The organism is Pontibacter harenae (assembly GCF_020907245.1).
Lineage (GTDB): Bacteria > Bacteroidota > Bacteroidia > Cytophagales > Hymenobacteraceae > Pontibacter > Pontibacter harenae.
In genome coordinates this window covers 1-18,919 of sequence record NZ_JAJJWH010000020.1, presented here as the reverse complement: position 1 = coordinate 18,919, position 18,919 = coordinate 1, and the positions used below count along the sequence as shown (strand labels likewise).

12 protein-coding genes and 2 pseudogenes are annotated in these 18,919 nt (G+C 42.4%); 4 read left to right on the top strand and 10 right to left on the bottom strand.

The genetic code is table 11. The features are described 5' to 3' along the window. Window positions 1-797 precede the first annotated feature (797 nt). Together LN893_RS11815 and LN893_RS11810 are read left to right on the top strand one after the other, a co-directional pair. Window positions 798-3,359: a PAS domain S-box protein gene (locus LN893_RS11815; RefSeq protein WP_229970271.1), complete on the top strand. Its 2,562-nt coding sequence runs from the start codon at window positions 798-800 to the stop codon at window positions 3,357-3,359. Window positions 3,360-3,635: 276 nt separating this feature from the next. Further along, window positions 3,636-4,613 carry an ROK family protein gene (locus tag LN893_RS11810; RefSeq protein ID WP_229970268.1) on the top strand — a complete coding sequence of 326 codons (978 nt, stop codon included), beginning with the start codon at window positions 3,636-3,638 and terminating at the stop codon, window positions 4,611-4,613. Window positions 4,614-4,696: 83 nt separating this feature from the next. Here the strand turns inward: LN893_RS11810 and LN893_RS11805 are convergent, their stop codons facing one another. The 5 genes and pseudogenes from LN893_RS11805 to LN893_RS11790 all read right to left on the bottom strand — a co-directional run bounded on the left by LN893_RS11805 (window position 4,697) and on the right by LN893_RS11790 (window position 9,739). Then, window positions 4,697-4,954 carry a hypothetical protein gene (locus LN893_RS11805; protein WP_229970265.1) on the bottom strand — a complete coding sequence of 86 codons (258 nt, stop codon included), beginning with the start codon at window positions 4,952-4,954 and terminating at the stop codon, window positions 4,697-4,699. A 221-nt stretch (window positions 4,955-5,175) separates the two neighbouring features. Continuing rightward, entirely contained in the window at window positions 5,176-6,960 is a 1,785-nt protein-coding gene (locus LN893_RS11800; RefSeq protein WP_229970261.1) for a cytochrome-c peroxidase, read from the bottom strand. A 94-nt stretch (window positions 6,961-7,054) separates the two neighbouring features. Next, complete coding sequence (locus tag LN893_RS11795; RefSeq protein WP_229970258.1) at window positions 7,055-8,533, bottom strand: PhoX family protein; 1,479 nt, start codon at window positions 8,531-8,533, stop codon at window positions 7,055-7,057. A 318-nt stretch (window positions 8,534-8,851) separates the two neighbouring features. Continuing rightward, window positions 8,852-8,914, bottom strand: a pseudogene (locus LN893_RS20750) (hypothetical protein); the annotation flags it as partial. Window positions 8,915-8,950: 36 nt separating this feature from the next. After that, window positions 8,951-9,739: pseudogene (locus tag LN893_RS11790) on the bottom strand (IS5 family transposase). Between the two features lie 87 nt (window positions 9,740-9,826). Between LN893_RS11790 and LN893_RS11785 the strand changes: the two are divergent. Further along, on the top strand, window positions 9,827-10,453 hold the full coding sequence (locus LN893_RS11785) for a hypothetical protein (RefSeq protein WP_229970256.1): 627 nt from the start codon (window positions 9,827-9,829) through the stop codon (window positions 10,451-10,453). A 173-nt stretch (window positions 10,454-10,626) separates the two neighbouring features. Here LN893_RS11785 and LN893_RS11780 read toward each other — a convergent pair whose 3' ends face one another. The 4 genes from LN893_RS11780 to LN893_RS11765 all read right to left on the bottom strand — a co-directional run bounded on the left by LN893_RS11780 (window position 10,627) and on the right by LN893_RS11765 (window position 15,366). Then, window positions 10,627-11,805 (bottom strand): MFS transporter, encoded by a 1,179-nt coding sequence (locus LN893_RS11780; RefSeq protein ID WP_229970253.1) that lies wholly within the window; start codon window positions 11,803-11,805, stop codon window positions 10,627-10,629. Window positions 11,806-12,178: 373 nt separating this feature from the next. Beyond that, window positions 12,179-12,736, bottom strand: a complete 558-nt coding sequence (locus LN893_RS11775; RefSeq protein ID WP_229970250.1) for a hypothetical protein — start codon at window positions 12,734-12,736, stop codon at window positions 12,179-12,181. Beyond that, complete coding sequence (locus LN893_RS11770; protein WP_229970247.1) at window positions 12,729-14,231, bottom strand: PQQ-dependent sugar dehydrogenase; 1,503 nt, start codon at window positions 14,229-14,231, stop codon at window positions 12,729-12,731. The genes LN893_RS11775 and LN893_RS11770 overlap by 8 nt, the downstream gene beginning before the upstream one ends. A 430-nt stretch (window positions 14,232-14,661) precedes the next feature. Then, window positions 14,662-15,366: a pseudouridine synthase gene (locus tag LN893_RS11765; protein WP_229970245.1), complete on the bottom strand. Its 705-nt coding sequence runs from the start codon at window positions 15,364-15,366 to the stop codon at window positions 14,662-14,664. An 861-nt stretch (window positions 15,367-16,227) separates the two neighbouring features. Between LN893_RS11765 and LN893_RS11760 the strand changes: the two genes are divergently transcribed. Next, entirely contained in the window at window positions 16,228-16,710 is a 483-nt protein-coding gene (locus tag LN893_RS11760; RefSeq protein WP_229970242.1) for a serine acetyltransferase, read from the top strand. Between the two features lie 96 nt (window positions 16,711-16,806). Here LN893_RS11760 and LN893_RS11755 read toward each other — a convergent pair whose 3' ends face one another. Beyond that, the gene (locus LN893_RS11755) at window positions 16,807-18,498 is read right to left on the bottom strand and encodes a potassium channel family protein (protein WP_229970239.1); all 1,692 of its coding nucleotides are present in this window, start codon (window positions 18,496-18,498) and stop codon (window positions 16,807-16,809) included. Window positions 18,499-18,919: the final 421 nt, after the last annotated feature.

Sequence of the window (18,919 nt, the reverse complement as noted above, 5' to 3'; positions counted from 1 at the left end):
AATAAGATTTATATGTAGAGTTTTTATGCGAATTTTACTTTAGCTTTTGCTGTAGAACTGGAAGTTAAGCTTTTAAAGTTTATCAGTTCTGTATTAGCAGATAGCTTATAAAAAGTAAAACTACGGTTTGTAAAACATTTTCCTATTAATATATCATCATTTGATCATAAGTAGCAACAATTCTGGTGTTCATTAGCAGAAGCTTACTTTATAGTTCCTCTTAAAAGCGGCTAAAACTGGTGGCATACCTACATGATCATTTTTTGATTAACTAACTAATAGTGAAAGTTGTGCAGCCATTAATACGTTAGCTTGATCTATAACTGAGCTTGTTCATAATCCTTCATCAGATTTTGTATTAAGCTTTCACATTCGAAAACGACTGCTACTATACAACCTACTCCCTTAATAGCTGCAATGTTTTCAATAATAGTGCTTCAGCTATAAGAATGAATAGCGTGAATTCCCACTGTTTAGTATGAAAGCAGTTCTTTATTCTATTGTATACTAAGAAAGTCTTAGTTTCAGAATAAGAAAAGGTTTAGCTTTTCAAAGAGTAATACTAAAGCAATACATGGTGACAATTGCTCAGAAACAGCTGTCATTAATTTATATATAGTTGTCGCAAAAAGCAATCAATGTTTTCTTCTGCAGCTGTAACATCTCATATCCGAAGTTAATTGTTCTGTAGTTACTTTAGGATATATTATATTTTATCATGAAAATTATGGAATAAATATATAATTTATTCGTATACTTGTATTATATAAATAATAAATTAATTATATAGCTCCTTTATGAAGAATGGCTCCTGGAATAACGGCCTCATATCCCATTTACTAAACCATTCAGATGATGTAATATGTACCCTGAGTTCCAAAGGTAAATTCATCAAAGTAGGAGAGAGTTGCTCTAAACTTCTAGGATACCCGAAAGAAGAGTTAGAGGGACGACTGGCAGAAGAGTTTATTTATCAGGAAGACCGCGTCAAAACCACTCTGGCTTTTCAAGAAGCTTCCCCTCAAAAACCAAAGGTAAACGTAGAGAACCGCTTTGTGTGCAGCGACGGGAGACTCGTACGTCTCTCTTGGTCTTCCGTCTGGTCAGACGAGAATAATTATTTTTTATGTATAGGGCACAACGACGCCAAACAAGCGGAGACTGATGCAAATATTGAGGAAGAAAGAGAGGTGCACCGTCTGCTGAAAGAGTATGGTGCCGACTTGGTAGCACTTATTGATGAAAATGGCAACTGCATCTATGAGGCTGGTGCTTTTGTAAGTAAATCTGAAAGCAAGGCCAATCCTCTGAAAGGAAACAACATCTTCGACTTTATTTATCCTGAAGACACGGCTACAGTTAAAGAAGCCTTTTTCCAGGTAAAGCAGACAAATAAACCTGTTAAGGTTCCGTACTTCCGCTTCAAAAATGCACATGATCAGTGGCGTTGGATTGAGGCAAATGTTAGCAATCAACAAGAAAATCCTTTAGTGAAAGGAATCTTTATCTGTTGTAGAGATGTGACACAGAGTAGGCTTGAGAGGATACAGTTAGAGGAAAGTGAGCAGCGTTTTAAGAGCCTGTTCGAGAATAATCCTGATATGGTTCTTTGGCAGAATGAGTCAGGTGCCATACTAGATGCCAACAATGCTTTTCTATCTTTCATCAAAAAAGAGAAAGAGGAGGTTATAGATAATTTATTAGCAGATTATTTGCCCAAAGAGGTAGAATCCATTTTTAACCAAAAGCTGCGAGAGGCATTCTCTGGCAACAAGGTAAGCTTTGAAGTGGATGTGAATTTTGAAGAGCATGGGCAAAGAGTTCTTAGTGTAGTAAAAGTACCTTTAATTGCAGAAGGCAAAGTTGTCTCTGTTCATGCGGTCATTAAAGATGTTACCGAAACAGCAAATTCATATAGAATTGTTGAGCAGCAGGCAACCAAGCTGCACGCCATTTTAGAGAGCATAACAGACGCTTTTTATACCTTAGACAAAGACTGGAAATTTACATTTATCAATAGTGAATTTGAACGCTTGGTGCGAATCGATAAGCATGAGCTGTTAGGAAAAAGCATTTGGTCCGCCTTTCCAGAAAACGTAACACTCAAATTTAACAGCTTCTTTCATGAGGCTGTCGAGGCTGGGAAAACAATGAGTTTTGAGCTGTACGTAGACGAAATAAAGAAATGGCTAGAGGCAAGAGTTTACCCATCTGAGGAAGGCTTGTCGGTATACCTACACGATAAAACCGTGGAAGTATATATTAAAGAAGAATTAGAGAAACTTTCATTGATAGCTAGTAAAACAAGCAGTGGAGCCATGATAACAGACGCTGGTGGGCGCGTGGAATGGATAAATGAAGGCTTTACTAAAATTACAGGTTATACATTAGCTGAAACGGTAGGTAAAAAACCAGGTGCGTTGCTGCAAGGGGCAGAAACAGATCAAGAGGAAGTACAGAGAATAAGGGAAAAGCTGCGGGAAGGAGTTCCTTTTAATGCTTTACTATTAAATTATAAAAAAACAGGGGAGGCGTTCTGGGTTTCTATGGATATTAGCCCAGTTTATAATGCATCAGGAGTATTAACTCATTTTATTGCTATTCAGAAAGACATTACCCCACGCATAGATGCTGATGCAAAACTGGTGAAGATGAGCCAGGACCTATATCAGCACAATACCGACATGCAACAGTTTACTTATATCATTTCCCATAACCTCAGGGGAGCTGTGGCCAACGCGCTGGGGCTTTCCAGGCTTTTAAGCAATTTTGATAAAGCGTCTGCTCAATACGATGTTGCTTTGTCTTACTTAAACGATAGCATCGCAAGGCTTGATGACATGCTGCTTGATATCAATAGGGTGCTGTCTATACGCGATAAGCGAGACATGCTAGAGAAAGAGAGTGTGAGGTTGCTAGATGTGTATCAGCAGGCTATAGGAGATATGCAGGAGGCGCTGGACCAATGTAATGGGCAGGTGTTCGCAGCATTGGAAGAGGGGCTTCTGGTGGACGGCTATCGTGCCTATCTTCACAGTATCTTTTACAACTTGTTGTCTAATGCCATCAAGTACCGCTCCCAAGAACGAAACCTTATTGTGAAGGTAGAGGCCGCTATAGAGGAAGAGGGAAAGGTGGTTATTCGTTTTTCTGACAACGGCTCAGGTTTCGACATGGAAAAAGCTGGCCGTAATATCTTCAAGCTCTATAAGAGATTTCATTCTAATATCGAAGGTAAGGGAGTAGGCTTGTTTTTAATGAAGGCACATATAGAGGCGATGGGAGGAAGCATTGAAGTTGATAGCCGAGTAGGAGTGGGAACTAGCTTTACCATAAAGTTGAATGGTAAGAAAGCATAGCTACCTGTCTTAAACCTACCATATAAAGGTAGAGACACACTATTATTGTACTGAAAACTTCTAGGACGCCAGTTCGTTTTATTCTTTAGCCTTAATCAGCGCTGACTTCTAATGGAGAAAATCAGCAAACTGCGAAGGAAACTATTGTATTGATGGAAGGATAGGCTTATGTTTGAATATGCTTTAGCGAAAGTAAACTTTAAATTTATTATATGCTCTCGCTTTACTATTTGAATTATTCTTCACATATCTTATCACGCGCTACTGAATAAATTAATGAGCAACAACACACGACAATACGCCATAGGAGTAGATATTGGCGGTACCAATACAAAGTACGGCATAGTGAACCACCGCGGGGACATATCTTACAGCGGCAGATTATCCACTAGTGCTTATGCTACGGCAGAAGCTTTTATAGATGCTTTGTATGCTGTTTTAGAGCCTGTTATGAATCAGGTAGGAAAAGAAAATATAAAAGGAATAGGCGTTGGCGCCCCAAACGCTAATTACTTTACGGGCTCGATAGAGTACGCCCCTAACCTGAACTGGAAAGGCATTGTTCCTTTCGCCAGCTTGATCGGAACGAAGTTTAACCTACCTTGTTCTATCACCAATGATGCTAATGCGGCTGCAGTAGGTGAGATGATGTATGGTGCCGCCAAGGGCATGAAAGATTTTATTGTTATTACCTTGGGTACAGGAGTGGGGAGCGGTATAGTGACTGGTGGAGAATTAATTTACGGTCATGATGGTTTTGCAGGAGAATTAGGCCATACCATTATCCGTTATGGAGGTAGAGAACATTGGTCTACAGGCTTGAAAGGTTCTTTGGAGGCTTATGCCTCAGCTACTGGCATTGTGCTTACTGCAAAAGAAATGTTAGCGGCAACAGATCAGTCCAGCACGTTGCGCGATTACGCACCAGAGGACATCGATTCAAAGGCAGTTTATGAATGTGCTATGAAAGGCGATAAAGTAGCACAGGAAGTTTATCGTTTCACAGGGCAAGTATTGGGTGAAGCATTGGCCAATTTTGTGATGTTTTCTTCTCCGGAGGCCGTCATACTTTTTGGCGGTGTTACAAAAGCTGGTAGCTTGCTTATGGATCCTGTAAGGGAACACATGGAAAAGAACCTGCTGCACGTTTTCAAGAACAAAGTATCCTTAAATTTTAGTGAGCTGAAAGAGGCTGATGCTGCTATATTAGGGGCAAGCGCACTAGTGTGGGCAATGAAAAGGCCGATTTTATAACACCACCATTTTGTAGAAAAGCACAAGCCCACTTAAAATAAGTGGGCTTGTGCTTTTATGGCTATTTTATGGTTTTTTATCTCTTAGTTCAGTATCTCGGCTATTTCAACCAGATCAACTTGGTCTGTATAAGCGTCTAACAAAGCTTTGTTCTTAAAGCCACGCACAAGTACAATGTGGTTGTGTCTAGGTTCGTGCCATACCTCTGCAAAGAAGTCGCCTACGTGGTAGAGGGTGATTCTGCAGCCCCAGGCACTACGTGTAGTGAGGAAGGTGCCGTGCTTCCACACCGTCTGAGCCCTTTCATCCAGGTTGATTCCGTTGAAGTCGTACAAAGTCATGGGTAGTTATACGCATGTTATGCTTTGAAGGTGACTAACTTGGCTAAAGTAAATGAAGGAATATCAGAGAATTTAAGTAGAAACCCCCTCATTTCAACTGATTCGGTACTTTGAGGTAGAATTTTTAATTATCAAATATATAAGATTCCCCTTTCATAGTACATGATTCTTTTGAATGAAATTCGGTTTTACCGCGATGAGTAGGAGCTTTGTACTTTTTGCTAATTTACCTCATCAGTTAAAGAATTAAGAAACGCTATCACGGCTTTGGTTTCCTCCTCCGTCAAATTAAGAGGGTCAGGAGGTAGCGTCTGGTTCTCCAGGTGCAGGCCCATTCCCATAGCTCCACCTTTGTTATAAAAGTCCATTACTTCCTCCAGCGTTTCATAAGCACCATTATGCATATAAGGCGCTGTTTTAGCTATGTTTCGCAGCGTCGGGGTTTTAAATGCGAATCGTAATTCCTCCATTTTGCTGTGGGTGTAACGACCTTCGTCAATATCTAGAGTCGGAGTAGTTGCCCTTGGATCTTGTAGAACTCCCAATACTTCAGCTTCTGTGTTGTTGAAGGCGGGAGCTGCAGTTCCGTTGAAAACTGGTATAAAATGACAGGTGGCGCATTTGGCTTTGCCCGTAAACAAGTTAAAGCCTTTTATCTCTTCTTCTGTCAATAGCTCTTCGGTGCCGCGCATGTGTTTGTCAAAGCGTGAGTTGAAAGGGGTAAGCGAACGAACATAACTAGCCAGCGCAATCATGACGTGCTTAGGCTGCACCTGTGTATCCAATTCTGGAAAGGCTTCTTTAAAAGCCTGAAGGTATACTGGTTGTTGGTTTAGGCGTTGAGCAGCCTCTTCAACTGACCCGTGCATTTCGTCTTTATTATGTATTACATCCACTGCCTGGCTTTCGAGCGTACTGGCACGCATATCATAAAACTGGGCATGCTGTAGGCCAGCATAAAAAAGGGTAGGAGCATTTCTTTGTACAAATTTCCCCTCCTCAATGGCTATGCTCTTAGGCAAACCGTCTGTAAAAGCTAGTTCTGGTTTGTGGCAGCTGCCGCAGGTGCGTGTGCCACCAGCTACTACAGGGTCAAAGAAAAGTGCTTTTCCTAAAGCAGCCTTTGTCGGTGTAGCCATAGCTTCCGAAGAGCCAGCGAAAAAGTTAGGGTTAAGTGCACCTTCGTCGAAAAGGGTAAGTGCTTTCGTATTTAGCACCGACTGTGTTTCTAAGGGCTCAATTTCTAGTTCCTCTTCCCACCTAACCAACTCTGATGTTATAGGGTTAGCAAAATTCAAAATGAACGCCATTCTGTCGAAGCTGTCGGGGTCGTTGCTGTGAGAAGTGTAGGCAATGGCATTCTGTAATAGTTGCTGTATTTTGGTGTTTTCTCCATAGAAATGGAGTACTGCCTGTACCGATCTTAGTGCTGCTACAGATTCTTTTACACCAGTAGCAGTTATGGGTGTATCGAAATTTGTGATTCCTAATACAATAACCCTGAAGATTTCTTGCTTGCATGCGGCAAAGATATTGGCGTCTGAGAAGGTAGTATGCTGGAGTAGCGTGCGTGCTCGACCTGAAACAGAAATGAACTTTCTCACTTCACGCACTAATTCATCTCGGTTTTCCTCTTCAAATTCAGGAAATATTTTCTCTTCTATTACCTGTAATCCAGATGGGTCAAAGCTTGTTGTTTCATCCGTCTCAATTTCAGGCAAAGGAGCACCATTCATTTCTTTACTGGCAGTAGGAGTATAGTATTCTGTAAACAGTTCGACTTTTTTGTAAGCTAAGCGAGTTGCCAGAAAAGCTGCTTGAATAGAGTCAACGGGACCGTTGATTGCCTGGCGCAAAAGCCTGTCTGTTGCTGTTGTCTGCAGCGTATCGAGGTTTGCCAGCAGGTATGCTTTAGCTTTAGGTGCAGGTTTCTGTTGTACCTGCTGTGTACAGCAGAACATTACGATGGCTAAAAAAGCCACCAATGCCATTACATTTTTCTTCATAAAAGCTGTTAAAAGCTCTGTTATTAGTAAAAAAAAGAAAGCAAAGCCTTCTGGAAACAGACAGGCTTTGCTTTGTACCGAAGTTGATAAGGGGTTATCGCGGTACGTTTGTCAGGATTACGGTCTGACCGCCTTCTATATTAGATGATAATCCGCTACCATCTGCATTTCTGAATTTTTCGTCTCTCCAAGTATGCGGATGTATGTTTACGATGAAAGTACCAGGTTTTCCTGTAAGATCTGATATGTCTAACATGGCACCGTACTCCCAGCTGCTAAGGCGAGTTGAGCCTGAAGGGTTGTACTTAGCATTGAAAGTGGCATCGTCTCTACGATGGTTCATTTCCAGCATTGGCTTCAACTGGTTGTTTTTGATGTTAAGCTGCCATATGCGGCCATCATGTTTGTTATCCTGATAAAATGAATCTCCGTCCTCCTGTATGTAAACATAGTTTTCTGTCACACAGATATTATCTGGGTTTACAATGCTGTTGCCTGGATCTTCGTTACCGTCTATCAGAGGAGTAATTTTTCCTTTAAGCGGGTCATTTGCATTCATCTCCAGCTTGTATACTCGGCCCCACATAGTTAAACCAGGAGCAGGGTTAACCTTATCTGGGCTTACACCTGTAGAAGTAAAGTATAGTGTTCTGTTAGCAGCTGGAGAACCTTTTCCATAGTCAAGATCTTCTACGCGGGCAAACTGTATGGCTTTTTTATCTATAGTTTGAGTAGCCAACTGTGCACCTGTGCTTGATTTTACATTACTGTACTCAACGAATTCAATATCATAGCTTTTACCTACTTCCATATCCGTTTCAGTAACATTCAGGTCTTTGCGACGCAGCATGTACAGTTTTCCGTTCTGTAAATCACCTGTAGCGTTAGACACGTACATGTTTACCTGACCCATACTGTTAGCTGGATTGCTTTCGTCTTCGCCAATAAAAATAATAGTCTTGTTGTTATAGGCAGCTTTAGGAAGAGGTACTGCATTTTCGGCGCTGCACTTTCCTAGGGCTGGCAAGGTTCTATCAGTACGGCTCCTGTCACCTACACTGCCCATAGGGTCAATAGCGTGAATCATAGACTCTATACCGCTTTCACCTGCTGTTAAAAATGTCGGGCCAAAACCGTGTTCCTGTGGTGTGGCAAGTGTTGCAGAACAAAGTCTCCACATACCACCTGCGGCATCCACAATGTACTCTCCTGAAACAGGCTTAAGGTTTTTATCGAGCTTTACACGGGATACAGACTGCAGAATTTCATGATTCGTTATCATGAGAAAGCCATTGCCACTAGGATCAGGTATTATGCCTGCTCCATCAGGTTGTGCTCCGTAAACGAAGTTTGGTGAGTTCTCCAGTTGATCATCACTGCTGATCATAGTTTTGATCTTTACATTGCCAAAGCCAGGCAGCGTCTTAACTAAAGAAGGAGTAACAGAGTAATTTTCCAAAGTCCATTCTTCAGGCCATTCAGGGTTGAAGGGTTTGTCGTCTTTACAACCTGTAACGAATACAGAGGCCATGGCTAATGCAAGACCAAGTTTTGAGTAAGAGTTCTTTTTCATCACAACGTTTTTGTTATGCATCAAAACTAAGACACGCATGTTACCCTACTGTTAGTAGAATGTTATTATAATGCAAAACATGTTGGGATAAATCAAATTGACCTGATTAGCGCCTTTATAGAGGAACCTAGATCTATGTTTTTGTAGAATTTACTTACTAAGTGAAACAGCAACAAAAAGCCCCACGAGTATTAAACTCCTGGGGCTTTTTGTTAGTAGTGTCTGGGTTTTATAAAGGTTCTTGAATCTGATTGATAGTTTCATCCATCATACACCTCTATTTGTTATGTGAATTCTTCTTGAAATTTGACGGACTGTTTATGGATTGCACATATTGCAGTACATAGTGTCCTCACTGGTCTTCTGATGCGGGTATTTTTCTTCTTTTAGAGGTTGTTTTTAGAGGTTGTTTTGAATTCATTTAGATAATTTTTTAAGCATGATGTTAATCATGGTAATTTGTATCATTGCCTCGGATGATTTGGTCGAGTACTCATAGTCTTTGGAGAGCCTTCGGTAGAGGTTTAGCCAACTGAAGGTTCTCTCCACAATCCACCGTTTGGGCAAAGCCTTAAAGACCTTCTTGTGTATCTTCTTGACTATCTCCAGCCTCCAGCCCAAATGGGAGAAGGTGTTCTTGACCCATTCCCACATCCTCAGCCCGCTGTAGCCCTGGTCTGCAAAGACGAGTTTCAAACGGTTGAAATCAGCTATTCTGCTGGCCTTTCTGCGGAGCAGCCACCCAGCTCCCTGCCGCTCGGGCACGTCAGCCCTGTGCACGACCAGGACGATCAGCAAGCACAGCGTGTCGGTCATCAGGTGCCTTTTGCGCCCCTTCACCCGCTTGGCCGCGTCATAGCCCCGCTGCCCTCCCTGCTGCACCGTCTTCACGCTCTGCGAGTCTATGATGCCCACACTCGGGGAGTCTGCTCTGCCGAGCTGCCGCCTGACTTGCCTGAAGAGGTGATCATGGATCATCTCCTAGCAACCATTCAGCCGCCATTTGCGGTAATAGTAGTAGACTGTCTGCCAGGGTGGAAGCTCCGAGGGCAGCATGCGCCACTGCACTCCGCCCTTGACAATATAGAAGATGGCGTCAAGAATGCTGCGCAAGGGTCATGCCCGCTTGCGCTCGAGCACCTCATCCTCTAATATCTTTGCTATGAACTGCCATTGGGTGTCGGTTAAACTGCTAGGGTAAGCCATAAGTCTGCAAACTTTTATTACCCTAACAACCGACACCTGCTTTTCTATTCATCCAAATCAAAACAGCCTCTTATAAATAAAACGAATATGAAAAGAACTATCAAAGCCGTTCTAATGGCTGTTGCTTTCACTGCATGCAATAATGCTGACCAACAAAAAGAAGCAGTGAATAATGGTATCACCTATACGATAGTTGATGATTCACAAATCAACTCCTCCACCTTAGCTAAGACAACAGAGGAAGACAATATTGCATACCAATTAGATAGCAGCCTAATAGGTAAAACAACTGCTGAGATAGAGAAGTATGGGCCTTTTAATTGTGCAGGTACTCTATTAGGTTCTAATGAAAGCGGTGGTAATTTATGGGTTTCCCATCTTGCCAAATCACAAAAAGAATGCAGAAACGGGGTAGGCAAAATACTCCTTCAAAGGGTTGTTGGCAGGAACGGGGATCAGGCGGTATTTGAAATCTTAGATGAAATCAATATACAGTCAAGCTATCCTGAAAAGGACTACAACTGGACAACCTGTAAGGTGAAGGGGGTAGATGATGAGCAATTCTATGTCATACATTTCAAAGACCAGCGGCAGCATGAACTTACAGAAATTTATGATTTGTGGGCTATAGATATGAGTGCTGGTAAATTTGTAAAGGTGAAGAATGCGGAGGGTGTAACTTGCGTTAATCCAGATTACTCAGGAGATTTATAGAGATGTTAACTTTTACCTATAACAGAGCCAAATATTTTAACTTTCTCTGGAAGATTGACGTACACAAATATGGCTAAAAGTTGAAAGGTTTGATGAGTTAAGCTTTTCTATAAATAAAAAGGAAAGCTCTTCATTGTGAAGGGCTTTCCTTTTTTAGTTTAGCTGAGTAGTTTTTATGGTATGCTACTTAAAGAAGCTTCTGTGGAAGTCTGCTTCTGCCTTTGGATGAGTAGAACAGCTATAAAAGCTCCTGTTGTCGCCATCAACGTACCTACTAGTTCGGGAGAGGTATAGCCGTAACCCATGGCTATTGGCAGGCCCCCAAAAAATGCACCTAGCGCATTACCTATATTGAAGGCAGCCTGAGTGGCTGCTGCGCCTAGCATTTCTGCTCCTTTCGCTGTGTTAATCATCAATATCTGAATGGGTGCTGCAATTGCCATAGAAAGTCCTCCTGCTACAAAAGTCATGAGCAGTGCCATTACTTTACTTTCAGAAGTAAAGTAGATTAACAGAAGAGAGCTGGCCATACTCAACAACAGTATAAGGGTGGCCTTAACAGGTTTTACCCTATCGGCAAGCCTACCACCTATAAGGTTGCCTACAACCATACCAAAGCCCGCGAGAATAAGCACATATGGCACTTGGTCAGCGGCAAAGCCTGCTACCTCCGTCATCAGCGGGGCTATGTAGCTAATCCAGGCAAATAATCCTCCTGTACCTATAGCTGTTATTAAAAGGATTAACCAGGCTTCTCTGTTCTTAAAAAAGCCCAACTCGGAGCGTACATTTCCTGATTTAGTAACTGGAAGGGCAGGCAACCATAGCTGAATCAACAGAAGTGTAACTAAACCGATAACTGTGACTAAACCGAAGGTGTAACGCCAGGAGTAATGGTGACCAATGTAGGTGCCAAGGGGTACCGTAAGTAGATTGGCAATTGTAAGGCCTGCAAACATCGTAGAAATAGCCTGTGCTTCTTTGCCTTTCTGAGCCAAACGGCTTGCTACTACAGAGCCAACTCCGAAAAAAGCACCATGTGGTAACCCAGCCAGTAAACGCGACATGAGCAACGTAAAGCTAGAAGGCGCAAAGGCTGAGCAGGCATTGAAGAGGGTAAATACAATCATTAGCGTCCACAGGATTTTCTTTGGCGGAAAGCTACGGCTGGCAACTACCAGTAAGGGAGCTCCAATAACCACGCCCAGCGCGTAGGCTGAAATCATATGTCCTGCTTCTGGTATGCTAATATTAAAATCTTTGGCAATATCGGGTAGTAAACCCATCATCACAAATTCAGTAGTTCCTATTCCTAATCCACCTAAGGAAAGTGGTAGCAGTGTTTTTTTCAATTTTCTGTATTTAATAATTCCAGTATATTACACCTCTCTTTATGTTTTTACAAAGAGGCTTTGGGAACAGCGTGTTGCTACAAACTTAATTCCAGTGCAATGATACTAGCTTTATCTTTCATATTCCCGCTTGTATAATTTTAACTCTTCTCAAAGATTGAATCTTGCTGCTGCAGATTTCAGTTTTTCTTAAATTTCATTGTTATATCAGTGCTTTCCAAGTAGCCAAAGGCTTTGGTTTGCAACATTAAGCTAACTGAAGCAAGGAAAGAAGTGCCCCGTTGCCCCCACTTATGAATATTAAACTAATTTGATACACATAAAAAAGCCTTTCAGTTCGCTGAAAGGCCTTAGGAGACTTATGTATCTTTCTTTAAAAACTCTCGTGGTAAAGTATAGATTTAGAACACATTTCCAGCACGCACTCCTGTATTAATAGCTGGCTTGTTGATTTCTCTGCCACTACACCAAACGCAATCTCGGCTATACGCGGAATGCCCAGTGCAAGTCCCAGCTGTTCTGCCACAGCAAACGCACCCATCGAGTGATGATTCGAAATATAAAGCTGGTGCAAATCCTGCCATGGTCCCGTCACACTGCCTGTCATGGCAATCATATCCCCGAGACCTTGACGGGCTTTCCCCATAATCTCTCCCAAAAATTGACGTATGTCCGAAGGTTCACGGTCTATGAGGGAGAATAGCTCTCTTGCTTTCTCTTCATGCCTTTCTTCCTGCTCATACATTTGGGTTAGATATTGCTTTATGTGTGGCTCCTCTATTTTCTCTACCGTATCAAGAAGCAGCTTGCGGCACGAGGCCTGTGTCAGGAGAACATTATCAAACCATGCTTTAGCGCGGTCTAATTGGTTACTTCTTGTTTCCTGGTCTAGTTCTATTAAGGTGACTGTAGTTTTAGTTGCATTATCCATTATTCTCCTCCTTTCTTGTTACTTTCCAGAGTACACCTGTATGGGCAAAACCCATCATGTTTCCTGGCGTTACTTTTGCCACACCCCAGTCAAGAACATACAAGCTCTTGCCGTCGGGGCTGAACTTGCATGACACAGGTCGCTCTATGCCGCCAGAGCCGACAGTAGAGGCGGGGCCAAACTTTTTGTTGTGCATGAAAGGCTCGGCGGTACCATTTTTTACATCAACCCTTATAACTCGGAATCCATGGTCAAGGTCCTCGGGGCGTGGGGAGTTTAGAGGAGCGAGTGTACCCCATTCAGCCACAAAAAGCTCTCCTTTATAGCCAAAAGCATCAGAAGTTGAAAAATCCATTTTACACATACAGGAATGTGGCTGCTCCAGAAAAGCGGCTGGGCCTGCCCATTCAGGCGGGTTTTCAAGTAGCAGTTCTGGAGCCTTACCGCGCAAGGGCAGGTGTGACTCATGTGTAACAGGTAAGCCATCTCCACAAATATCAGGGAAGCCGTACCAGTCAGGAGTCGTAACAGACCCAAAAGGTTCTCGCGCTTTTTTAATGTGCCAGATGCGGTCTGGATCATTTGCAATGGCACGCTCTCCTTTCTCTTCAAAGTCATTATCCGTCACAAACAATTCGCCTTCTTCATTCATTGCCATTCCGAAAGGATTGCGTATGCCCCATGCCAGTAACTCCACGTTTGTTCCATCTGGGCGGGATCGCCAAACGGCAGAGTTGCAAAATAGCTCTCCTTTAATAACCTCGCCTTTTTTAGCTGGTGTACCAAAAGGCTTAAAAGCACCAGTTTCTATCATAAAAGGGAAGGGCAGCCTTGGGTCTCTTGACCTGACATTGTTGCCTGTTAGCGTTACATCTTGCCCTGGCACATCCAAAGCTAGCGGGTGTTTCGCCAAGTCTACAGTAAAGCCAGCTGGCAGCGATACGCCCTGCTGCGTAACGGAACCATGTCCGAAGTACATCAACCCATCAGGACCAAAAATAGGACCGCCTGGTTCGTGCCAACCACCACTCGGAATCTGGTCGATTAAAATCTTGAGATCACCTGTTTGGAGGTTATACTTGGCAATCTGTGCATGGTAGCCACCTTTAAAGAACATGTAAAGCTCACCATCACGCCAGGTCACGCTTCTGGGTCCAGCATGTACATTCATGGTAATGGCCTCTGTTTCGCCTGAAGGATGTCGCACCACGATACGGGCTGGCATGTAGGGTCGTGTAGGCCAGGAACTGCCGCCTTCGCTAACGAAAATAGTGCCGTCGTCGGCGAAACTAACATCGGTAGGGAAAGAAAGTCCCACCATTACTGGCTCCACCACATATCCTTCTGGTACCACTACATCGTTAGGGTCTACGGAAGGTCTAGCTTGTGTCGGTAGGTTGTGCAAGTCCTGCTGCGAGGTAGAGGCTGTTTTTAGTTTTGCTTTCGAAATCTTAAAGCCTGTGTTCTTTTTTCTTTGGGTTTCATTTGAATCCATAGTTTATCATGTATTGTTGAAGGGTTTTGATAATTTGAAATTATCTATTTATCAAGGGCACTATAAGAGCCATTAAGTTTGGAATCAAACTTAATGGAGGATAGGTGGGAGCAGGTAGTGCAATCTTTTTAAAGCTTAATGTAGCTTTGCAGCACTATAAATAAAACGGGCCGTTGGAGCTAAAGTTTATACAAAATTATTACTCCTTTCTTTAAACCTCTCTAAGCTGATATTGTTGATTACTTTTTGAGATATGGCAATATTTATCTGTCGTTTCCCACCTTGAGTTGATTAGGAACGTCGGCATGGCACAAGCTTTAACCAGGAATTCATACAAACCCGCTATAAGAACTACACAACTGATTTTGCTGGTAATACCTGAAGGATGTAGTGTTAGGCTATAGCTCTAAATCTATGTTGCGAGTCAAACTTAAGTTAGCTTTTGAATTAAGGTGCTTAATTCTTCCAGGTTTAAGTGGCGCCATTTCCCTTGTGCTAAATTGCCCAGTTCAAGATTTATAATACGGATTCGTACTAGTCTCAGCACCTGATACCCCAGCTTATAACACATCCTCCTAATCTGACGGTTGAGGCCTTGTGTAAGGATTATCTTGAAAGTTAAGTCATCTATTTGCGCAACTATGGCAGGCTGTGTTTTTTGTCCCATAATCACGATACCTTCAGCAAGGCGATCTATGGCTTCTTGTGTCAATGGCTTATCCACCGTTACAACGTACTCCTTTTCTTGTGGCCTCTTGGCGTGAAGTATTTTGTACGTAAGTCCTCCATCGTTAGTGAGCAGCAGAAGGCCTTCTGAATCCTTATCAAGTCTACCAACAGGAAATAAATTTGGTGTTAAACCTGTGGCGTCCAATAAATTGTTTTCTATCTGGGTATTCATAGTAGATTCTATGCCACGTGGTTTATGATAGACGATGTAAACATTTTTTCTCGGCTCTTTCACTGTCTGGCCATCCATCAAAACCTCATCTTCAGGAAGCAAAAATTGAGATAATGTTCCTGGTTTACCATTCACCAAAACCCGACCTGCTACAATACGATTGGCAGCTTCTTTATTGGATAAATTCAACCTTTGAACAATAAAATATTTGAGGGAGGAATTGAGAACTCTCATTTAGAAAAGACTAGCTGAATAAAAGCTTACTAGAGGATAATGAAGCTGTAATTTAGTAAAGCCACGCTTTAAATACACTTTTGTGACAGTATGATGTTGGAAAATGATCTCCTATACTTGTTATACATTCAGCGAAGCAGGCTAACCAACACATACACTTGCAGGAAGGCGATGGAATGATAAATTGAAATTAGCCTAGCCAAAAAATATGGAACGCTCATGTACTCCTAAGATAGCCTGATCAACTTTTATTAAAATTGGTAGACTTACACAACAAAAAGATTTCATTAAGAAAAATCTTGTAAAGTTTGGTAAAAAGCTATCAAAGAGGATTATAATTAGGTTTTCTCTGCTTTCCAGGATTATTAAATGAGGCAAATTCACCGATATAAATGACCAGTTTACCGATACATTTATCCATTTCACCGACATATAACTGGTTTTGAATTAACTTTCTTCTTATCTTTGCAGCATTAAGTTTGTTTTCATAGCTTGGAAAGGGTAGAAGATCTTCTTCTACCTTTTTTATTTTCTATACTTTTAGGGTTTCACTCTCTATAAAGAATGCTGTAATTCCTTCTTCAAAATCACCATTTTCAGCATTGTGGCAAAAGCCTATCGGCAGAGCCTGGTACATCAACAGCTTTTCTCCACCTAACTTTTTCGCTTAGACTCTGTCTTTTTATAGTTGTAAAAGAGTCAAATTCCATCAAAGCAATTGCTCTTTAATATGCCGAAACTTCAGTAACATCAGGTATGGGTAAAGCGTAAAGCCAATCTCAATGTAATGGCATGTTTGGTATATCCTATATTTTTCAAGATTGGCGTGCAAATAAGCACAACATAAAAGGCAGGATTGTAATGGTCCTTTTCAGGCTGGCACGGCCAGCCTCTAAAAACAAGTTCTTTAGACTGCTCTGGCTTCCTTACCTGATGTTTTATAAAATACTGGTAGAGTGGTTTATGTGCATTGAGTTGCCACACTGGACAGAAGTAGGAGAGGGCTTTTACTTGGGTCATGGGCAGGCGCTGGTGGTGAATGGATGTGCTGTAATTGGCAAAAACTGTTTTATGAGGCACTCCACTACTATAGGCAACATTAGGTACGAGGATGGCAGCTACTCAGACTCACCAATAATTGGCGATAATGTAGAGCTTGGGTCAAATGTTTGTATTATCGGGAAAGTCAGGATTGGAAATAACGTCAGGGTAGGGGCAGGTTCAGTTGTGGTAAAAGACATACCAGATAATTGCATAGCTGTCGGGAACCCAGCACGAGTTATAAGAAAAAAAGTAGAGGCACCTGTACAGCAACTGCAAAACGAGCCTCCTATCTTAAACTAAGGCAGTGTATACTTTATTAAGTGAATTTTAATCTGCCTCAGCCATGAAGGGAAAGGCACTAAGACTAGAATCAACCCAATCAAATGAAGAGAAAAGTTAACTGCTCCCATACAGGCGAAAGAAACGCTCTTCTGCCTCAACAGTGCCAATAAGTATAATTTCTGCTTCAGCGGGAAGTTCCGTATTTGGATCAGGATTGATAAGCTGCTCGTTTTCCTGCCGAATGGCTATAATGGTGCAACCTGTTTCCTGGCGAATAGATGACTGAGAAATAGTATGTCGCGCCAGCCGCTCAGGCACTTTTACTTTGATCAGGTTCAGTCCCTCGGCTACCATAAGAATATCGCTGCGTTTAAGAAGATTGAAAATAGTATTGGCCCCCATTGAGGCATAAGACATTACGTAATCGGCTCCAGCTCTGTGCAGCGTAGCCAGATTCCGTTCTAAGGTGGTGCGAGAGATAATTTGAATGCCTGGACGTAACCTGCGTAAGTAGATGGTCAGGTATACGTTCAAGTCATCGTCATGTGTGGTAATGATAACACAGGGAGATTCCTCAATACCTGCCTGCTGCAGTATCTGTAGTTCAGCTGCATCTCCCAGTATATACTTCGAGTCGCTTTTTATTCGCTCTGGCACCTTCTCCACGATGCGGTAATCCAGGTTACGCGCTTCTAAAGCTCGTCCTGTAGCCCTGCCTACTCTTCCGCCCCCAATTATGACCACTGGGTGGTTCATGTTTCGTTCCACCTGAAAAGCTTCATTGTACCTGCCTATCTGTGCCTCAGAGCCCGCCAACACGAGTACCATAGTAGAAGTAATCAGCGTATCTGGTTGTGCTGCTCGAAATTTGCCTCGCTCCCAGAAACCCGCCACACTAACCCCTACTTGCTCACGCAGCTTTGTTTCGCGCAGCGTTAACCCTACTAGGGAAGATCCAGCCACCGTGGCTTCTGCTATTTGCAGCTCGTCAAACTGGCCTATTACATGCGCAATGGCATCACCTCCGCTGGCCCTGCGAGCAAGAAAATTTCCCATTATTTCCCCCAGTCGCAAAACGTGGTTGCTGCCCGCCAATTGCAAAATATCCATTGATGCGCCGTAGCTGCAGGTTGAAATAACAGGTACATCGTTGCTTATGCCCCGTACTGTAAAAGCCACGTTAGTATTAAGCACGTCTGTGGCGGTAGTTGCCACTAAGGCTGCGTTGTTTACCTGCACCCTTTGGTATGTTTTGGGATTATCCAGGTTTCCTAGCATTACTTTTACACCTAAACCATGCAGTCGCAAACCTTCTGTTAAATCAGGTACCAGCACAACGTACGGATACTGGAATCGATCAAGTTTCTTAATCAGAGCCTCAGTCACGGGATCGTAGCGGGTAAGTACTATATGGCCATTTGTTTTGGCTGGCAATTCGCGTGGTACCTGGGCATTTTCCTGTGCCTTCATCCAGGGAGAATAGAAGAAGTTTATAAAAGTGAAGGGGAACAGAATCAGCAGGAATACCATACCCGATAACAGTACCACAATGGAAAAAAATCGGCCTGCATCACTGTTAAAAGTAATATCTCCAAAACCTAGTGTTGACATCACCGTGAGGGTCCAGTAGAAGCCAGTTATCCAGGTATGCTGTTGCCCCTCCCTTAGCATGAGCAGGTGGAAAATGATTGTAAAAACTATCACCAGGATAAGCAATACAAACAAGAACCTGAACAGGAGCTTCATATTGCGACGCTCGGGCTTATTACGAAGGAAAAGGATGAGCTGGGTAGGTAGAAACTTCATATGCTGTTTACGATAACATAGTGTCCAAAGGATTCCTAAAGCTATAATTGAAGACCTTGTTCTGGAGTCCTTGTTAATATTTTGACCTGATCGAGGCGGAAGGGTAGAGATAAAGTGCTTTGGCCCAGTTAATTCACAATAAAAAGATTTCTCTGGCTTTTGTGTGTGCCGCTACAAATTACACCATGACATAACAGCTACTTGTTTGGCTGAATTTCAGAAAAAGTAATTTAGACTTGGATGATAACACCAAAAGCCTGTGAGTGGGAGATGATCTTCTACAATAAGAGCGGAGTTCACTGTTTGTAAGATTATCATTTATCTAGTACTAACTATAGCAATGGTAGCATTGATTTCTAATTAACTCAAGTTGCGAATTACAAGCACTTGTGTATGGTGTATGCGAAAAGGAACAAGACGA